We start from the raw sequence: 16,752 nt of genomic DNA, 5'->3' as shown, positions 1-16,752 counted from the left end.
GGTCCTCCTCGCCAGCGTGCCGCTCCGTAGTTAGAGCATGCCGGTACGCCACACCATTAGAACAGCCTCAACCGGGTGGAGATCTGTTGAAACGGCCCCGAACCCGGCAGTGACCTCGCTTGCTCGTCATCGGTGGCGATATTCGGCACAGTCAGGTTCCATTGCCCGGCGTACGCTACGCGCCAGTAACATTGCGGGCGGGTCCGTTGAAGAGGGAAGGGCAAGGGGACATGTCTGATTTCGACGTCTACCGGCTGCCGGAGGATCACGAGACCATCCGCGCCGCCGTGCGCGAGGTCTGTGACGCCCGGGTGGCTCCGAACGCGGCCGAGGCCGATGAGACCGGGGAGTTCCCGAAGGCGTCGTACGACGCGCTGCGATCCTCCGACTTCCACGCCCCGCACATCCCGGTGGAGTACGGCGGCGCCGGCGCCGACGCGCTCGCCACCGCGATCGTGATCGAGGAAGTGGCCCGGGCCTGCGCCGCGTCGTCGCTGATCCCGGCGGTGAACAAGCTCGGCTCGCTGCCGCTGATCCTGTCGGCGTCCGAGGAGCTCAAGCGCAAGTACCTGTCGAAGGTGGCCGCGGGCGAGGGGATGTTCTCCTACTGCTTGTCCGAGCCCGAGGCCGGCTCGGACGCCGCGTCGATGACCACCCGGGCCGTCCGCGACGGAGACTCCTGGGTGCTCAACGGCGTCAAGCGCTGGATCACCAACGCCGGCGTCTCGGAGTACTACACGGTCTTCGCCGTCACCGACCCGAGCGCGCGCTCGCGCGGCATCTCGGCGTTCGTCGTCGAGAAGTCCGACCCGGGCGTCACCTTCGGCGCGCCGGAGAAGAAGCTCGGCATCAAGGGATCGCCGACCCGCGAGGTCTACTTCGACAACGTACGGATCCCGGCCGACCGGATGATCGGCGACGAGGGCACCGGGTTCGCGACCGCGATGAAGACCCTGGACCATACCCGGGTCACGATCGCGGCGCAGGCCATCGGCATCGCGCAGGGGGCGCTGGACTTCGCTCTGGGCTACGCCAAGGAGCGCAAGCAGTTCGGCAAGTCCATCGCCGAGTTCCAGGGCCTGCAGTTCATGCTGGCCGACATGGGCATGAAGCTGGAGGCGGCCCGGCAGCTGACCTACACCGCGGCCGGCAAGAGCGAGCGCGGCGACGCCGACCTGACCTACTTCGGCGCCGCCGCCAAGTGCTTCGCGTCGGACGTGGCCATGGAGATCACCACGGATGCGGTGCAGATCCTGGGCGGGTACGGGTACACCCGGGACTACCCGGTCGAGCGCATGATGCGCGACGCCAAGATCACCCAGATCTACGAGGGCACCAACCAGGTGCAGCGGATCGTGATGGCGCGGCAGCTTCTGAAAGGCTGAGAGAGGCAAGTTTCCGCAGGTCAGAATGGTTCTAAGACAGGGCCGACTGTAGACAGTCGGCCCTGTTTTTGGCCCCGGAAACTCGTAGATGTCCGTGATTCACGAATGCGGGATATCTATCGATGGATGGGCGGGGTGCTGTGAGGCGTCTCGACAAGCGGTGTGAGACGTTTTCCCAGCTCAGGACCCATGATTTGCGACGCGCGTGCCGCCGCCTTGCGTACTTATTCCGTTACGGAGGGAAGTCTAAGAGGGATGCTTTCGGTTGGTGTTATGGCGAGATGCTGGCTCGGCCGATCGATTTATTTGACTAAGGCAATGAACGATCGCCGTCGAGTTGCCTCATGAAGACTCGGATACCTTCGATTTCTTCAGGGGGTGATGACGGAAATTCGTAGCCGACCTTTTGCTGCCCCGGGCGCTTCGGCGGCTGGGATGTCGAACTCCGTCTAGTTACGCCGAGTAATCGTCGATAGCCCAGATCTTGTCGTTCGACAGCCCCCTGCATTTGCCGGAGAAGATCGGCGACACCACCATTTCCAGCTACTCCCGCTGGACGGAGGGCAGCACCATCGGCACACTGATCAACGCGCCGACCCTGGCTGTCCCCGCTGAGTTGAGTACCGCCGAGCTGCCGCATCACCTGCAGATCATCGGGCGCAACCACGACGACTATGCCCTCATGAACTCGTCGCGGCTTGGGAGAAGCAGACCGCCGCCGTCCAGCAGATGTTGCCCCCGCTGCTGCGCTGACTCAACAGATGGACACGGCGACTCCCAGGGGCAGGGCCTGGTCGACAGCCATATTTCAGGGCGTCGTTGTCGCCGAGCGGCATGAATGATTGGTCTGCGGTGCTCCTCCGGTCACCATGTCGGAGGTGCTAACTCCGTAGACTGACCGAACGCCTGGCCCGCATCATCGGCGAATGACCTCTCGGAGCGATGAACAGGAGCTGGAGCGTCTCGGCGCACTCCATCTGGCGGCAGCCCACGCCTGCCTGGAACACTGGCGAACAGCGCCCGCGTTCGTGGTCGACGCGGAGTCGACGAGGAGGTTCAATGCCACCTACCCGGTTGTCGCCCACACGATGGCGCAGGTCGTGGCGGCACTCAGTCTGCATGCGCAGGGCTTGGCCTACGCCGCTCGCGCGAACATCCGGGTGGCCTTCGAGCACGCCCTCGCCGCCCAGTGGGTGATCCATACCCACGAGGGCGAGGAGGCCCTGATCGGGTCCATGAGCCGGCTGCACCGCAACGTCGTCCAAGGCATGCGCGATGGGGGCGTCGTCATCCCGGAGAGCCTGCAAGCGGATCTCAACCATCCTGTCGGAGAGCCACAGCTCAAGATCGAAGCGGTCGCAGACCGCTTCGACGGCGGGTCCAAGAGCATCTACGGCTTTTACCGTCACCTCACCGGGTCGGTTCATGTCAGCCTGGCGACGCTGGCCAAGTACATCGACTGGCGGGGCGCAGATCAGCCACCGGCCCTGCGCCTCGCCGCCGAGCCCGAGGCTGACCCCGAGCAGCTACTCGTACTGGGGTGGAGCCCGGTGTTGGCCCTCAGTGCCATCGAGAGCCTGCGAAGCGGGCGTCCTACCTGGCGAAGATCCGCGATCTCGCAGCAGCTCACGAGCTGGTGCCCGACCTCGGTCCGTTCGACACCCAGCCGCATCTGCAACATCCGCCGTCATCGAAGGCCAGCAGCTCGTGATCTGGGGCTTTGGCACCCGGAGGAAGCCCGCTGTCGGCACTGCGCGACACGCCTGTTTCATCACTTGGCACTCGCCATAGCTGACGATTTGCGAGTGGCGTCAGCTCAACCATCAATCATGGCGTGTCAGTTGGCGTCAGCGACCAATCTCCATTCGATCGAAAAACCATGACTTTACATGAGGGTGCTCCCGATCATCGTGTACCCTGCACCCGTTGCCGCGATCCAACCGGCCCACTAGACCGTGAAGTGAGATTGCCAATGCTGCGCATTTTGGGCGTGAAGTGCACCAAGAACACCCTCGATTGGGTGATTCTGGAGGGGGTTGATCGGGCTTCTGCAACGAAAGTCGACTCGGGTTATGCAAAAGCTCCGGCGGGTACCCGCGGTGAAGAATTGGTCTGGGTTCGTAAAGAGATTCTCGAGATCACGGGGAAGCAGGATTTAAGCATGGTGGCGATTCGAGCCGCCGAAGCAGGTGGTCAAGGCAACTCACTTCCGCGCGCCGAGGTTGAAGGAGTTGTCCAGGAAGCGATTGCGTCGAGCGGACTTGAGTGCCGAAGGATTCTGGCGGTATCCCTTAGAGCTGCATTTTCCGCAAAAAACGCAACGGAGCTTCAGGACGCTTTGCTGCAAGTTCCCCTGGTGGCGGAAACAATCAAAGCTCACCTTGAGCCCGTAACGGCGGCATTGGCTATTTTGGAGAAGTAGGATTTATGTATAGGCAGCTGAGAGTTCTTGGAAGAGGGTACTTCGGGGAGGTATGGCTAGAGGAGGATCTTGGCCTGCAGCGCTTGTGTGCGGCAAAGTATCTGAACGGGCCCGGATCTTCCGGCATTACTGACCCGTTCTCCGAGGCTCGAAGTATGCTGCAAGCCAAGCATGACCACGTTGTTGATGTCTACTCCGCAGAGCTGGAGATGGGCGTCCCGGTGATCAGAATGGAATACCTGCCCGCCGGAAGCATTGAAAATCGACACCACGGAGAACCGCTGCCAGTACGGCTCGCAACCGCAGCGGTCGAGGATGCCTGCCGTGGCCTCGAATACCTTCACTCGCGCAATCTTCTTCATCGAGATTTGAAACCAGCCAATCTCCTGGTCGCTGCAAACGGATCAGTGAAGGTGTCTGACTTCGGCCTTGCTTGCCAGAAAGGTCATGCGGCGTTCGCGCCAATTGGCTACACGCCTCATCTGCCGCCCGAAGCTTTTCCTGATCCGGGTTGTATCGAGGCTGCGGCCGGTGACGTCTATGCGATGGGCGTCACCCTGTACCGCATGCTTAATGGAGACAGCTTTTTGTCTGCCATTGCATCAGCCAGTAGTGACCAAATAGCGCGACTGATAAAATCCGGATCCCTTCCGCCGAGAGAAACATTTGCGCCCCACGTGCATAAAAGTCTTCGCCAGGTGGTGGCGAAAGCATTACATATGGATCCCGCCAAGCGATTCCAATCTGCACGCGCCATGCGTCACGCTATAGAGTCCGCGCGCCCTAAGGTGTCTTGGCAAATGGTTACAGGCAGCGCATGGAAGGGAATCAGTAAGGATGGAGTGGAGTGGCAAGCTGGGGTGGACGGAAGTAAGCGCGGGTTTCGCTTCATCTTGAAGCGTAGAAGCGCTAACGGAAACTTCCGGTCAGTCAGTGCGGACTGCGCACAATTCACAACGGAGGCCAGCGCCAACCAGCATTCCGCAATCGTTCTTCAGCGAATCGCGATCGGCGGTCGCTAGTCGACTCCATTCGGGCCGCGCACTCTCCTCAGCCTGAGATCGCGTCGCGAGCAGTATCACGTACATTGTGAGGCCGCAGCAGCGGTTACTCGGTCTCGGCCGGTGTTCTTCGCCCGGTCGGACAACCAGCGACTTTGGGCCCGCGTCCAGGAGCAGCCGAGCGCCGAGGGACAATAGCAGAAATCGGCCAATGGCGTTGCCGCCAACCGTGCGCGCGTTGACAGTCTCTCGGACCCCGCCGCCGGTAGCGGCGTGGAGACCGCCGAGCCCACGATGCTCAACGTGCGACCCGGCCAGTTGCCCTGACCCGGCAGGAACCGAGCCGACCTAGGTCGGCTCGGTTCCTGCCGGTGTTCACTGGTCGGCTTCGGGTTCGTCTTGCTCGGTGTCGTTCTCGTAGATGGTGTCCACGGCTGCCGGACCCGGGTGCCCGATGGTGGACACCGTGGGCGCGTCGTAGTCGAAGTCGATCTCCGCGAAGTCACGTTGCACGGCTGCGGGAAGCTCGTTGTCGGCGACGATCAGTTGCAGTTTTCCGGGCAGGGCGCCGGCGAGGCCGCTGAGCCGCCGGTAGAGAGCTACCTGCATGCTCGTCGCCGAGTTCAACGCCATCCTCGGGCTGTCGATCAGCAGGAACGACGGGTATCGGGTGTCGCCGCGAGACACCACCACGTAGAGGACCGATGTCCAGTAAGCGATCTGGGTGGCGGTGATGATGCCGCCGCCCTTGCTCGACTTCTGGAACGGCTTACCGTTCAGGAGCGGTAGGTAGGTGGTCGGACTGATCTCGGCGGTTCTCACGCTGGGGACGCCGATGCTGCGCATGATCCGGTCGAATTGGTAATTCAGCTGTCCGATGATCGAGTCTCGGCGTTCGTTTAGATCCGCCTCCAGCCGCTGGCACTCGCCGCGGATGCGATCACGCTTGGCGCGCAGCTCGTCTTCGACGCGGCGCAGATCGTCGACCCGGTCCCATTGCCGCAGGACGGTTTCCAGCTCTCGATGCCGGGCCTGTGCGTTGGCCAGTTTGGTGGCGGCGTCGGTGTATGCCTGCAGGCGTGGCGTGACCCGCTCCGCTGTCCGAGTCTCGATCTCCACGGTGAGCCGGTTGACGAGAGCCTCGCGATCGGTGACCGCTTCCTTGGTGGCGGCGAGCTGTTCCCTCAGTACCACCAGTTGCGCTTCCATCTCGCGCATCTGCTCGGCCAGTTGACGCTGCTCGTACTGGTCATCGCTGTGCCCGGTCGTCACCGGATCATGCTGAAGGCAGACTCGGCAGGCGCCCTCGGCAACCGGCCTGGCTGTCAGCGATTGCAGACATCGGGGGCAGGTTACGAACTCGATGTCGGCGATCCGGGCGCCGGCATCGCGCATGCGCTCCAGCCGGGCCAGATCGGCTTCGACCCGGCTCCGCTCGCGAGTGAGTTCCCGCTGCTGCCGGCTCAGGGCGGTCACCGTCGCCCGGGCGTCCGCCAGCCGCCGTTCGGTGTCGGTCAACAAGTCGCGGATCACCTGAGTTTCGCGGTCGACGGCCGGGTTGATCGCTTCCCGCAACACCTTCAACTGCGCCTCTGCGGCGATCTGATCGTTGGTGGCGTCACCGAGGGCGCTCAGCGCTTCTTCCTTGCCGGTGGTGTTGGTGGTGCGCAGGAAACTGCGGATGGTCTGAGTTTCCTTCTGCGCGGCCGACACCTCGGCGTTCAGCCTGCTGGCCTCGGAGCGCAGGGCGAGAATGTTCTCGTTTGTCAGCATGAACAGCAGCTCGAAGACCGCTTTGCGTTTCGGTTCGAGGTACTGGTCCTGGCTCCGGGCGATGTCCCGGTTCATGTCCGATTGCGCGACATAGAGGAAGGAGAAGACGTCGGCGAACGAGATGCGGGTGCCGGGGTTGCCACTGGTGCTGTTCTTCGATGCCGCCCGCATGTCGGCCGACAGGCCCAGCGCGTTCAGCAACAGGGTGTTGAGGCTGGGTGCCTGGTCCAGATCGGTGCTGTGATCGGGCAGCCGCTCCTGCGTCTTCAGGTCGGTGACCCGGACGTTGCGCCGCTTGTTCGGGTCCGTCGAGCGCGACAGTTGGTAGCGCTCATCGCCGATGCTCACATCGACGCTGATGTCGGTGACGCTGTCGGTGATGACCAGAGCCAGTACGCCGTCGAGGCCGAAGCCGTACTTGATCGCTTCCAGCAGCGTGGTCTTCCCGACGCCAGTCGGGCCGGCCAGGATCGTCAGATCTCTGGGGAACTCGTGCCGTACGGTCCCTTCGACGGTGTCGAGGACGACGGCGTTGAGACGAAACGTGGTGGTCAACGGATCACCTGTCGATGGGGTCGGTCCATGAGGTCGGACAGCCTCTGGTAGATGAGATCCTTGAGAGCGTTGCCGGTTAGACCGGTCGATGCCTGCGCGATGGCCCGGCTGCGTTCAGCGATGACCTCCCAGGCGGAGGCGTCGGCGAGCTGCCCGGCCAGGTCACGGCCTTCAGAGGTCGGCACCAGCGCCACGCTGCCTTTGCGGCCGCGGGCGTAGCGCAGCAGGCCACGCCCGACCAGAGCACCGATGATCGCGTAGTAACGGTCATCCCAGGGTCCGTACTTGTAGCGGGTCATCGGGGCTTCCACGTCAGTGGGCTGCTCGATCTCGTCCTCGCTCAGGTGCAGACGCGGATCGTCGGGGTCGAGCTCATCCAGCACCTGCGTGGCCAGAGCGGGATAGCGCAGAAGGAAGTCCAGCTTCGCGAGCTTGGTGAGCCCGTCGAGTTTGCGGTTGTGGCCTCGCTCCGCGGCGGTAGCGGTCACCAGCAGCAACACGCGAGCCTGGTGGTAGGCGAGATCCTCCCGCAGCAACGCCAGTTCAGCGGCCTCGAATGCCGTCGTCATGATCCTCCACCTCCCTCACCACGCCGGCGCTCAACCTCGCTGTCGATGTCGAACTTCTCGCTGAACCACACCTGACAACGGTTGGACAAGTCACATAGCCCACCCAGAGCCAGGTCCACATCCATATCGTCAGGCAACTTGGCAGCCTGCTGCTCAAGCGAAGCTTCAAGTTCCCGCCACAGAGCGGTACCCCACTCCGCATCCGGATCGCTCACCCGCGACGTCGCGGTGTCGCTGATCCGCAACAACATGCGGCGCAGCCGCATCTCCTCGGCGCGAGCCAGCGGATCACCCGCCATCCGCTCACGCATCAAATCCTGGTAATCCAGACGCAGTTGCTCCGCTCGTTCCACAGCATTGTCCGAGCAGCCCCCGACCTCCATCTTGATGGCCAGACGGCTGGTGCGCTGCATCCGCGGCAGCCGCGCGAAACCCGACGGGAACGCCAGCGCAGCGCGGACGGCCACATCAATATCGCCCAACGTGACGATCCGGCCCATCAGATCCTTCTCCAACTCGGCCACGCTCGGGATTCCGGCACCCACCGGAGCCGCCAGAACCGCCGGGAGGCCGCCCGCCTCGGTCGGGCCACAAGCCCGCATCCGAGCGCGGAACAGCGACAGAACCGCTCCCCACACCGCGTCGGCAGGAACCGAGCTGCCTAAACGCCGCAGCACCGGCTGCACATACATCGACGGCGCTGCAAAGCCGACATAGTCCCGCAGAGGGCTCGGCTGATAGCGGAACATCGACAGGAAGCGCGCCATCTGCCGCCGCTGATCCCGACTCGGAACCGCATCAGCCTGGCCTCCGGCGTCGGCGCTCCATCGCTCGGGCAGGCCATCGCAGTGTTTCAACAGCGCGGCACCGAAGGCGTCGAGCAATTCCTCAAATTCGCCGTCGGCGAGCAGATCGACACCGGCAAGCCGCCGCTGCTGCAGTGTGTCTGCCAGTGCAGTCAGCTGTTTGGGCTGCTTGTCCACGCCAGCGGTCGTCACGAGCCGGCACGTCGCCTGCTCGCCCATGGTCATCCAGCGGTTGAACAGATGCCCGACGCCGCCGTCATCGGCCAGCGAATTGAGAGTCGTGTAGGCGCCGAACGAGAGACCCGGATGCTTGGCGGAGATCAACTCGGCATCCCTGTCGCGCAGGATCACCCAGTCCTCGTGCCGCTCACACAACACCCGGCAGCCCTCTGCCGCGACGAGTTCGCCCGACGTGCCCAGAGCGTTTAGATAGAGCCGCAATCCGTCCGCCGCGGCCATAACAGCCTGCCACTCGTACAGATCCGCAGTCCGAGCACCGGCATCGTCGGGTGGCTCCTGCGTCACCACAAGATCAGCGGCCGAAACCGCTCCGTCTTCAGCCTGCAACCGCCACCCGCACAGATATCCGTAGGTATCGAAGCACTCACCGCTTGTGGTCGCAGCACCGTATCAGGGCGGCCATTGCGCGGGCGACAGTAGAGGCCTGTCGCCAAGCCGACAGCGGCGAACGCTCCAGGGTTCCGGAGTCGGGCGAGCAGGTGAGGCCAAACCATGGATGGCTCCGCGATCGCGCCGTTCTGCCTTCAGTTCACTTCCGGGTCTCCGGCAGGCGGTCGGGGATCCGTAATCCGTGCAGGTGAGTTGCTTCTCAAAAGCTATGACAGCCGTGGAAGAGGGATCTGGTCGAGGCGACGTGGTCCGTCTGGTAGATGGGCTAGCAAGTCGCCTGCATCCTCATTGGCCTCGATCGGGGCGTCGCCGATGGTGTCGATCAGGGCAGTGAGGCGGGGGAAGGCTGCAGTCTGTCGGATCCGGTCGGCGGCGTCGGTGCCGCGGAAGGCCTGGATGGCCATCATCGCCAGGTTGGCGGCGGCACGCCGATACTCCGAGTCATTGCGGGCGAGCAGCGATCCGTTCAGGAGTCTGTCGCGGTACTCGGCCCGGACCGGTTGGTATTCGATCAGTAGATCTCCGCGTGGTACGCCGAAACTGGTCTGCCCATCGTGCAGGGCGTCTCGACTCTGCCGAGGGATTCGGCCGACGACCGGGCCCTGTCGCAGTGCCCGAATTTCGGGAACCTGCTCGATGGTCGGATCCACCAGCTTGTCGTGATGGGGTAACAACAGGATGGTGTGCCCGATCAAGGTGGTGTCGTCATGCCAGCGAGGCTCGTCGGTGGCGTACTGGGTGCGGCTACCGTCGGGATGGTGGAGCGCCACGCCGACCGGCAGGATTTCGGCGGAGATCCCGAACAACTGGTAGGCATGTCGTAGCTGGGCGCACGCGTCAAGGCAAGCATTTGCCCGTTGGCCTTCGGCCATCTTAACCCACAGCAAGGGCAGGAACTGAATGGCGAGGTACTCGCCGGAGCCCTGCATCAACAGGGCCGGTAGGTGATCGTCGTGCAGAGCCAGGGTGCCAGGGTCAAAGTGTGTCCTGGCCCGACGCGGCGCTGGCACCCGGCCGGGTCGGCTCCGATCAGAACCGGGCTTCTGGTGGCGGACGAACGTGCGCTCGCCGGGGTCGGGGCGGATCTCGGCATGTACCCCGAGGACCATCCACGGGTCGAAGCCGCTGTCGCGATCAAGGATGTCGAAGCCGTGGCTGCGGTAGAACCGTTCCAGCGCTGAGCTGTCTGCCATCTGCCCGTACGTGATCATGTAGCCGCAATGGGTATAGACCTGTTGGCAGCGGTAGAGCAGCGCGCTGCCGATCCCCTGACCGCGCATGGCCTCATCGACCGCGATCGCCTTGATCCGCACGATCCACATCACGGCGGCCATGACCAGCTGGAATCGCTGCTGACCGCTGGAGCCGATCCGCCGCTGGTGCTCCACCAGTTGCTGGATGACCCCGCCCGGCGGATACGCGACCACGGCACCGACCACGCCGTGCTCGACGTGTTCGGCTACCAGCACCAGAGTCGTCGGCGGCAGCAGCCGACCCAGGTCCGTGCCCTGTGGTCCAGTGAACTTCTCGGCCATGTACCGCATGAACGTGTCCGGACCGCCACTCAGACCGGCCTGCAAAGCGGCCCCGCCGACGCCCGCCTCCACTGCCGCGACGACCTCGTCCTCCAGCCGGGCGCCGGCTAACGAGGTGAGCCGGCGCACTGCGGCCATGTCCTCGCCGCGGGCCAGCCGCACTCGCACCTGCTCGGTCATCGACCACCCGTCGATTAAGTGCTGCTCGGTCAGGTCAGCGACCTTGCCCGTTGAAGCGGACAGTCGTGCTGCCGGAATCGGACGACGGATCGGCTCCCTGCGTCGAGACCGGCTGCTGCGCTTGCTCACGGGCGACTCCCTCCACAGCGAATATTGCTGCGAGTAACCGTACCGTTACTATTTGGCAGATTTCGATGGGTGAGCGTAGCCAAAATCCGACCATGCTCTGGCGGATCCGGGAACGGCGCAGATCGCGGCTCAGGGCGGCGACAACGGTGAATCCTCCGACCGCTTCGTCAACCTCGGCCGCTATGGCCTGTCGTCCAGCAAGCACCTTGAGCGGTGCCAGGTCGCCGACCTGCACTTCACTGCCACCGAGGTCCTCAACGCAAAGAGGCTGCAATGGCTTTCACTCAACACAGTGGATCGTGCACACTGCGTTCATGTCGGCGAAGCGGGGTACCGAGATACCGGAATCGATCAGATTGGCGAGACCGGATTCACGGGACAGCGCTGCCATCGACGCCGCCATCCAGCTGGGGAACGCGGCCCGGTCAACGCTGGGACACATGCCGTTCTCCGGCTACAGCGACGCGGCAGACAACCGCACCCTGCTGCTCGCCTACGCTGGCGACCTTGCCGTGGGATACGCCCTGTACGCGCTGGCACGCCGACGCGTTCGGCTCAGCCACCTCTGCGTCGATCCCACGTGGCGGGGTACGGGTATCGCGCGGCTGCTCGTCGAGGACATCAGCGAACGCCACAGCGACCACCTCGGAATCTCGGCACGGTGCCGCCGCGACTACGACCTTGGCGAGATGTGGATCCGGCTCGGCTTCGCGCAACGAGGCGAACGACGCGGCCGCGGCGCCAAAGGCGAGATCCTGATCGACTGGTGGCGCGACCACGGCCACCCCAACCTGCTGTCGGTGGACGCCGACACGGTCCTCGTGCGCGCGGCCATCGACATGAACGTCCTGCGTGACCTCACCGAACCCGGCCGGACCAACGCCGACGAGTCCTACGCGCTGCTCGCACCCCACCTTGTCGGACTGCTGGAGATCATCCGTACCGCGGCGCTGAACACCGAGATTGACCGCATGGACAGCGACTTGCGAACCCGCTGCACCGAACGCGCACAGGGATTCACCGCGGTCCGCTCCGATCCCAGCACCCGCGGCGAGGTCATCGCCCAGCTACGGCAGCACACCCGCCCACTCGTCGCCGCCAACCCGAAAGACCGGCAAGACCTGCTCGACTTGCAGCACGTCGCCGAGGCGATCGCCGCCGGACTGAACGTGCTCGTCACCAACGACCGGGAACTGACCAGGATCTACGGCGGCATCGCCGAACGGTACGGCTTGCGCATCATGCGACCCGCCGACGTGGTCACCCATATCGACGAACTAGCGCACGCGGAGTCGTATCGCCCCGCCAGCCTTCACGACACCGGCTACGTTGAACGGCGCTTGCGCAGCGGTGAGAACCAGACCGTTGAAACCCTGCGCAATCACACCACCGGCGAACGTCCCCGCGACCTGCAGAACACACTCACCAGCCTCGCCACGATCGGCGCCCAGCGGCTGGGCGTCTTCCAGCCGTCCGGGGAACTGGTGGCTGCCTATGCCACCACCCGCACAGCGGGTGCCCTCCAGGTGCCGCTGCTACGGGTGGCGAACCGGCCCCTCGCGGACACTCTCGCCAGGCAGCTGCTATTTCGGTTACGTGAGTCGGCGCGCGACGCCGCACTCCCCATGATCCAGATCGCGGATTCGCATTTGTCGCCCCAGGCACAGCTTGCCGCCCTCAACGACGGCTTTCAGGAAGCCGCCGACACCCTCTACTGCTACGTCATCGACACCCTCGGCACGGCATCTGACATCGAACGGGTGGCGAGTTCAGCCGCCAGGGTGGCCGGATTACCCGAGCCCGCCCCGTTAAGATCTGGTATGCCCGCCGTCGCTGCTGCCGAACTCGAACGCATCTGGTGGCCGACGAAGATCCTCGACAGTGAGCTGCCGACCTATCTCATCCCCATCCAGCAGCCCTACTCGTCGCAGCTGCTGGGTGTCCCGGCCAGCTTCCTGCCCCGCCAGGACGTCCTGGGCATCAGCCGGGAACACGTCTACTACCGCAGCCCCGGTGGCACCAGACCGCAGGCACCGGCGCGGCTGCTGTGGTACATGAGCAAAGGCGGACAGACTACGCAGCAGCCTGCGGCGATCATCGCCTGCTCGCAGCTCGATTCCGTCATCACCGCCCCGGCCGACGAACTCTACGACCGGTTCCAGCACCTCGGCGTCTGGGACCGCAACACCGTTCACCAGGCCGCCCGCGACGGTATCGCCCAAGCCCTGCGGTTCACCAACACCGAGATCTTCCCGCGGCTCATCCTGAGGCAGACGATCCGCCGTCTCGCCCTTGAACACGGCGGTCCCGTCAACCCGCCACAACAACCCACCCGGATCCCCGCGGCCCTGTTCGCTGCCCTCTACCAGGAAGGTCGAGCCTGATGACAAACCAGCGGACACTGCTGCTCTCGCTCCGCCCCCGCTTCGCCGCCGCCATCCTGGCGGGCACGAAAGTCATCGAAATCCGGCGTCGCCCGGTGAACGCCGTGCCCGGCACGCCGATCATTCTCTACGCCAGTTCTCCCCAGATGGCGGTTGTCGGCACCGCCAGGCTCGGCGAGGTAACCGTCTGTCTTCCCGGCGACGGGTGGCGCCGGTTCCACGAAGATCTCGGTGTCAGCCGCGAGGAGTACGACGCCTACCTCGACGGCGCCGCCAACGCGCATCTGCTGCACATCAGAGCAGTCAACCGGCTCAACGAACCACTACCTCTGCGACATCTTCGAGAGCAGGCGCCATTCCAGCCGCCGCAGAGCTTCCGCTACGTCGCGGCGGGTGACCCGGCAGGTCTGCGCGACCTTGTCAAAGCCTGATCGCCCTCGCCGCGCCAGGCGGCCCATGCAGCGAGGTTCCGGCCCGCGGCCGGCCGGAGGACATACCGTCGCTGTGCACGGCATGCGGTTCTCTTGCCCGAGCCTCGTCTGTCCATTGTTCGCGCCGTTCTAGGCCGCGGCAGGCTGCCTGTGTCGGCGGCAATCATCTCGGCAACCTGAAACCGCAAGGCGGTGTTGCGCTGTTCCGCTTCGGGTCTGCTCCTGTAGGCGATAGGGATCCTTTCCGGCAACGGTGCTCCGGCGATCATGCTGCTCAGGCGTGAGGGGCAACCCATCGGTAGCGACGTTTGGGGCTTCGGGTAGGTCCTATGACCTCGATAGCCTGGGTTCTGGCCAGAGCACGGAGATGATTTAAGACGGCATTACGGGACAGTCCGGTCATTTCAACGAGCTCGCCTGCTGTCGCTTCCCCACGTGCCTTGAGCGCTTCGGCGACATCGGGCGGCGTTTGAGGCGAAAGCGCCGAGAAGAGATCGGGAGCTCCTGACCGGCCTGAGACTGCGGGGTCGAGGACATACCGCGCATAGCGTCTGCCGCCCTCCTTCACTGCCAGTCCTTGATCGACGAGGTCGCGGAGGACCTGGCCGGCTGCTACGCGGTCGACTCCCCACTGGCGGAGCATCTCGTTGGTCAGGTAGTCGTCGCGCAGCATGGCAAGAGCGAGGTGATGTGCCTGTGTGGGCAAGTGCGCCCCGAGTCGGGAGATCCAGCCGCGGACTTCGGGGCTGAGGAGTTCAGACCGGGCCATGGTGACTACGAAGCTGGCGATCGAGCTGCGAAAGCTCGGCCGGGGGAGTCCTCGGCGCCGGGCCACGGCCAGCATCGCAGGGATGCCCGAGGACCTGTTTTCCGCCACGAGTTCGTTCGATGACGGGAGGTAAGTATCTGCGAGGAGGCTGCTCAATACTGCGTTCCGAGATGAGGAGATGCCTTCCTCGCCGAGTTCGTCGACGACGACTCCGCCGTAGAGTCCGCCAGGGCTGCGGACGACGAGACGATCGGGGAACAGTTCGATCTGCACTTGAGTGCCTCTGGTCACCGGGCTGTAGTCACGGTGCATCAGGGCGTTGACGACCGCCTCGCGTACCGCTTCCAAGGGGTACTCGACTTCGTCCACGCGTGAGCCGTACTCGCTGATGATTGCGCGGACCGCGAGGTTGCGGCGAAGCATGGCCAGCGTTGTCTCGACCATTTCAGGGATGGGGCCACGAACGGTTTGGTTGTCGAGGAACCGGGTTCCGGAGCTGGAGTCTGGGCTGTGTACAACAACCGAGACCATCAACTGGGGAAAGAACTGCTGTGGAAACTGGCCGAAGGCCAACAGCCCTGCCAGGGTCAGGGGGGCATCCTCGGAACGCCCGGCGGTGATGCCCAGGCGGAAGAGGACCGTGGCGTCGTCGGACTGTGCGAGTTTGGGGAACCCGGCCCGAACCCGGCGCAGGGTGCGCCGCCATGCCTCCTCATCCAGGTCCTGTACGGAGGTTCTTTCGACGATCTCACGGTCATAGACCGGTTGAGTCCGGGCCGCCATGACGAGGGCGATCTCAGCCTCGGTCATGTGTCGATCGCCGTCTCCTCCGCGAAGGTAGGAACCGCCGGAGATTCCTTGCGCGGTGACGTAGACGGGCCGGCGGTCCGCCGACATTGGGGGGACCTCGGCCACGACCAGCCGCTGGCCCTCGACATCGACGATCTCAGTGCTGATCTGCAGCGGTGGAGTGATGTCGTCTCGTGACATCTGCACCAGCGCATCACGGAGAAAACTGGGATCGGTGAGCTCGACCACGCTGAAGCCGCTTGCTTCGTCTACGCCGAGCAAAATCGTCCCGCCGTCGGTGTTCGAGAAGGCGGACAGTGTCTCGCGCACCGCCTTGGGTAACCCGCCTGCGGCACGTTTCGCCTCGATTCGTGTCGGTTCGCCGCCCATTCGACGCAACGTGGCGAGGGCTTCCCTGACGCTTTCAGCGCTCATGGGTCCATCTCATCACCCAAGCTTCACACCTCGCAAGCGACGTGCGAAGACTGTGTGAAGCATTGTGAAGTGGTGTGAAGACTGCGGCGCACCGTCATGCCGGTTCGCTGAGGGTGAACTACTGACTGTCCAGGCCAGCGGCTTGGTGCGGCACTCGGCGGCGGCCGCGGCCGTTCGTCCTTCATGAGCTGCGACAGGACCCTCCGCGGAGGGTTTAGTTCCGGTTAGCGGGGTTCCGCCAGGCCGTCACCGCGATCGTCACGTGCCCGCTCCAGCCGTCAGTGAGCGCCTCGACGTGGACGATCTTGCCCTTGTCGCGCGCTTGGTCTGCGGTGGAGACACAAAAGCTGAGCCCGGCAGAGACCCGAGTTGTCGTCTCGTCGAAAGCCGAGACTCGCAGAGCTTCGAGGCATGTGTCGAGGGTGGCGGGCGTGGCAGTGTTCGAATACCCGCCGGCCGCGCCGGTGGCGAGCCAGAACTCCTGGTCGATGCAATGGTAGGTGAGATCCTCCCCGGAGACGGGAAATACTCGTGGTTCGTCCAAGTCGATTTCCACCCCCGTGCCGCAGTTGATCGTGAGCTCTGTGCGGTCGTAGGCCAGTGAAGTGTCATGGGTGGTGGGTGTCGGCCTGACTGACGAAACCACCGTCGGGTCAGCCGAGTCCATCGCGCGCGGGGCGGAGATGCGCGGCTGTGCCGTTGCAGGACTCTGCCCCGGTTCGGCCACGGCGCCAGGGTCAGGCGAACGCGGAAACAGCCAGGCAAACAGGGCAACGAACAGCGCTAGAATAGTCGAGACGGCTGCGATGGCATCGATCAGTGACTTCCGGGCGGATCGTGCCGGCGAGGTTCCCGGCGAACGCGACATCACTAGACGTTCGTCCTAGCTTCGGCGACATAGACGACCGTCCACAATAGCTAACATGTGCGAATCGCCCCGGCGCTTTCTGGGTGTCGGC

13 protein-coding genes are annotated in these 16,752 nt (G+C 64.3%); 7 read left to right on the top strand and 6 right to left on the bottom strand.

The annotated features are described in order from the left end of the window. Positions 1 to 230 precede the first annotated feature (230 nt). The 5 genes from ACSHV8_RS37070 (at position 231) to ACSHV8_RS37050 (ending at position 4,829) form a co-directional block, all read left to right on the top strand. Positions 231 to 1,385, top strand: a complete 1,155-nt coding sequence (locus tag ACSHV8_RS37070; protein WP_436523651.1) for an acyl-CoA dehydrogenase family protein — start codon at positions 231 to 233, stop codon at positions 1,383 to 1,385. Between the two features lie 484 nt (positions 1,386 to 1,869). Then, a complete protein-coding gene (locus tag ACSHV8_RS37065) occupies positions 1,870 to 2,223 on the top strand; it encodes a hypothetical protein (RefSeq protein ID WP_436523649.1) in 354 nt (117 codons plus the stop codon). 88 nt (positions 2,224 to 2,311) lie between these two features. Continuing rightward, the gene (locus ACSHV8_RS37060; RefSeq protein WP_436523647.1) at positions 2,312 to 3,268 is read left to right on the top strand and encodes a hypothetical protein; all 957 of its coding nucleotides are present in this window, start codon (positions 2,312 to 2,314) and stop codon (positions 3,266 to 3,268) included. Between the two features lie 89 nt (positions 3,269 to 3,357). Continuing rightward, positions 3,358 to 3,807 (top strand): hypothetical protein, encoded by a 450-nt coding sequence (locus ACSHV8_RS37055; protein ID WP_436523645.1) that lies wholly within the window; start codon positions 3,358 to 3,360, stop codon positions 3,805 to 3,807. A gap of 5 nt (positions 3,808 to 3,812) precedes the next feature. Further along, positions 3,813 to 4,829: a serine/threonine-protein kinase gene (locus tag ACSHV8_RS37050; RefSeq protein WP_436523643.1), complete on the top strand. Its 1,017-nt coding sequence runs from the start codon at positions 3,813 to 3,815 to the stop codon at positions 4,827 to 4,829. Between the two features lie 354 nt (positions 4,830 to 5,183). Here the strand turns inward: ACSHV8_RS37050 and ACSHV8_RS37045 are convergent, their stop codons facing one another. The 4 genes from ACSHV8_RS37045 to ACSHV8_RS37030 form a co-directional block, all read right to left on the bottom strand. Then, a complete protein-coding gene (locus ACSHV8_RS37045) occupies positions 5,184 to 7,136 on the bottom strand; it encodes an AAA family ATPase (protein WP_436523642.1) in 1,953 nt (650 codons plus the stop codon). Further along, positions 7,133 to 7,705 carry a hypothetical protein gene (locus tag ACSHV8_RS37040; RefSeq protein WP_436523640.1) on the bottom strand — a complete coding sequence of 191 codons (573 nt, stop codon included), beginning with the start codon at positions 7,703 to 7,705 and terminating at the stop codon, positions 7,133 to 7,135. The genes ACSHV8_RS37045 and ACSHV8_RS37040 overlap by 4 nt, the downstream gene beginning before the upstream one ends. Further along, positions 7,702 to 9,078, bottom strand: a complete 1,377-nt coding sequence (locus ACSHV8_RS37035; RefSeq protein WP_436523638.1) for a hypothetical protein — start codon at positions 9,076 to 9,078, stop codon at positions 7,702 to 7,704. The genes ACSHV8_RS37040 and ACSHV8_RS37035 overlap by 4 nt, the downstream gene beginning before the upstream one ends. Before the next feature lie 269 nt (positions 9,079 to 9,347). Then, positions 9,348 to 10,985 carry a GNAT family N-acetyltransferase gene (locus tag ACSHV8_RS37030; protein WP_436523636.1) on the bottom strand — a complete coding sequence of 546 codons (1,638 nt, stop codon included), beginning with the start codon at positions 10,983 to 10,985 and terminating at the stop codon, positions 9,348 to 9,350. 314 nt (positions 10,986 to 11,299) lie between these two features. Between ACSHV8_RS37030 and ACSHV8_RS37025 the strand changes: the two genes are divergently transcribed. Together ACSHV8_RS37025 and ACSHV8_RS37020 are read left to right on the top strand one after the other, a co-directional pair. After that, a complete protein-coding gene (locus ACSHV8_RS37025) occupies positions 11,300 to 13,369 on the top strand; it encodes a GNAT family N-acetyltransferase (RefSeq protein ID WP_436523634.1) in 2,070 nt (689 codons plus the stop codon). Next, positions 13,369 to 13,800, top strand: a complete 432-nt coding sequence (locus ACSHV8_RS37020; protein ID WP_436523632.1) for an ASCH domain-containing protein — start codon at positions 13,369 to 13,371, stop codon at positions 13,798 to 13,800. Before ACSHV8_RS37025 ends, ACSHV8_RS37020 begins: the two co-directional genes overlap by 1 nt. A gap of 274 nt (positions 13,801 to 14,074) precedes the next feature. On the opposite strand, the gene ACSHV8_RS37015 is transcribed toward ACSHV8_RS37020, so the two are convergent. Continuing rightward, the gene (locus tag ACSHV8_RS37015) at positions 14,075 to 15,793 is read right to left on the bottom strand and encodes an ATP-binding protein (RefSeq protein WP_436523630.1); all 1,719 of its coding nucleotides are present in this window, start codon (positions 15,791 to 15,793) and stop codon (positions 14,075 to 14,077) included. A 214-nt stretch (positions 15,794 to 16,007) separates the two neighbouring features. Continuing rightward, positions 16,008 to 16,661 (bottom strand): hypothetical protein, encoded by a 654-nt coding sequence (locus ACSHV8_RS37010; protein ID WP_436523628.1) that lies wholly within the window; start codon positions 16,659 to 16,661, stop codon positions 16,008 to 16,010. Positions 16,662 to 16,752 lie beyond the last annotated feature (91 nt).

Source organism: Actinoplanes sp. HUAS TT8, from assembly GCF_051380535.1.
Taxonomy (GTDB): Bacteria; Actinomycetota; Actinomycetes; order Mycobacteriales; family Micromonosporaceae; genus Actinoplanes.
The sequence above is the reverse complement of the archived record's forward strand: the minus strand, read 5'-3'. Positions and strand labels throughout refer to the sequence as shown.

What these genes read in the sequence shown, in the direction of transcription:
- ACSHV8_RS37070 (WP_436523651.1), top strand. Translation starts at nt 231, where the DNA reads ATGTCTGATTTCGACGTCTACCGGCTGCCGGAGGATCACGAGACCATC.
- ACSHV8_RS37060 (WP_436523647.1), top strand. Translation starts at nt 2,312, where the DNA reads ATGACCTCTCGGAGCGATGAACAGGAGCTGGAGCGTCTCGGCGCACTC.
- ACSHV8_RS37055 (WP_436523645.1), top strand. Translation starts at nt 3,358, where the DNA reads ATGCTGCGCATTTTGGGCGTGAAGTGCACCAAGAACACCCTCGATTGG.
- ACSHV8_RS37050 (WP_436523643.1), top strand. Translation starts at nt 3,813, where the DNA reads ATGTATAGGCAGCTGAGAGTTCTTGGAAGAGGGTACTTCGGGGAGGTA.
- ACSHV8_RS37040 (WP_436523640.1), bottom strand. Translation starts at nt 7,705, where the DNA reads ATGACGACGGCATTCGAGGCCGCTGAACTGGCGTTGCTGCGGGAGGAT.
- ACSHV8_RS37025 (WP_436523634.1), top strand. Translation starts at nt 11,300, where the DNA reads ATGTCGGCGAAGCGGGGTACCGAGATACCGGAATCGATCAGATTGGCG.
- ACSHV8_RS37020 (WP_436523632.1), top strand. Translation starts at nt 13,369, where the DNA reads ATGACAAACCAGCGGACACTGCTGCTCTCGCTCCGCCCCCGCTTCGCC.
- ACSHV8_RS37015 (WP_436523630.1), bottom strand. Translation starts at nt 15,793, where the DNA reads ATGAGCGCTGAAAGCGTCAGGGAAGCCCTCGCCACGTTGCGTCGAATG.
- ACSHV8_RS37010 (WP_436523628.1), bottom strand. Translation starts at nt 16,661, where the DNA reads ATGTCGCGTTCGCCGGGAACCTCGCCGGCACGATCCGCCCGGAAGTCA.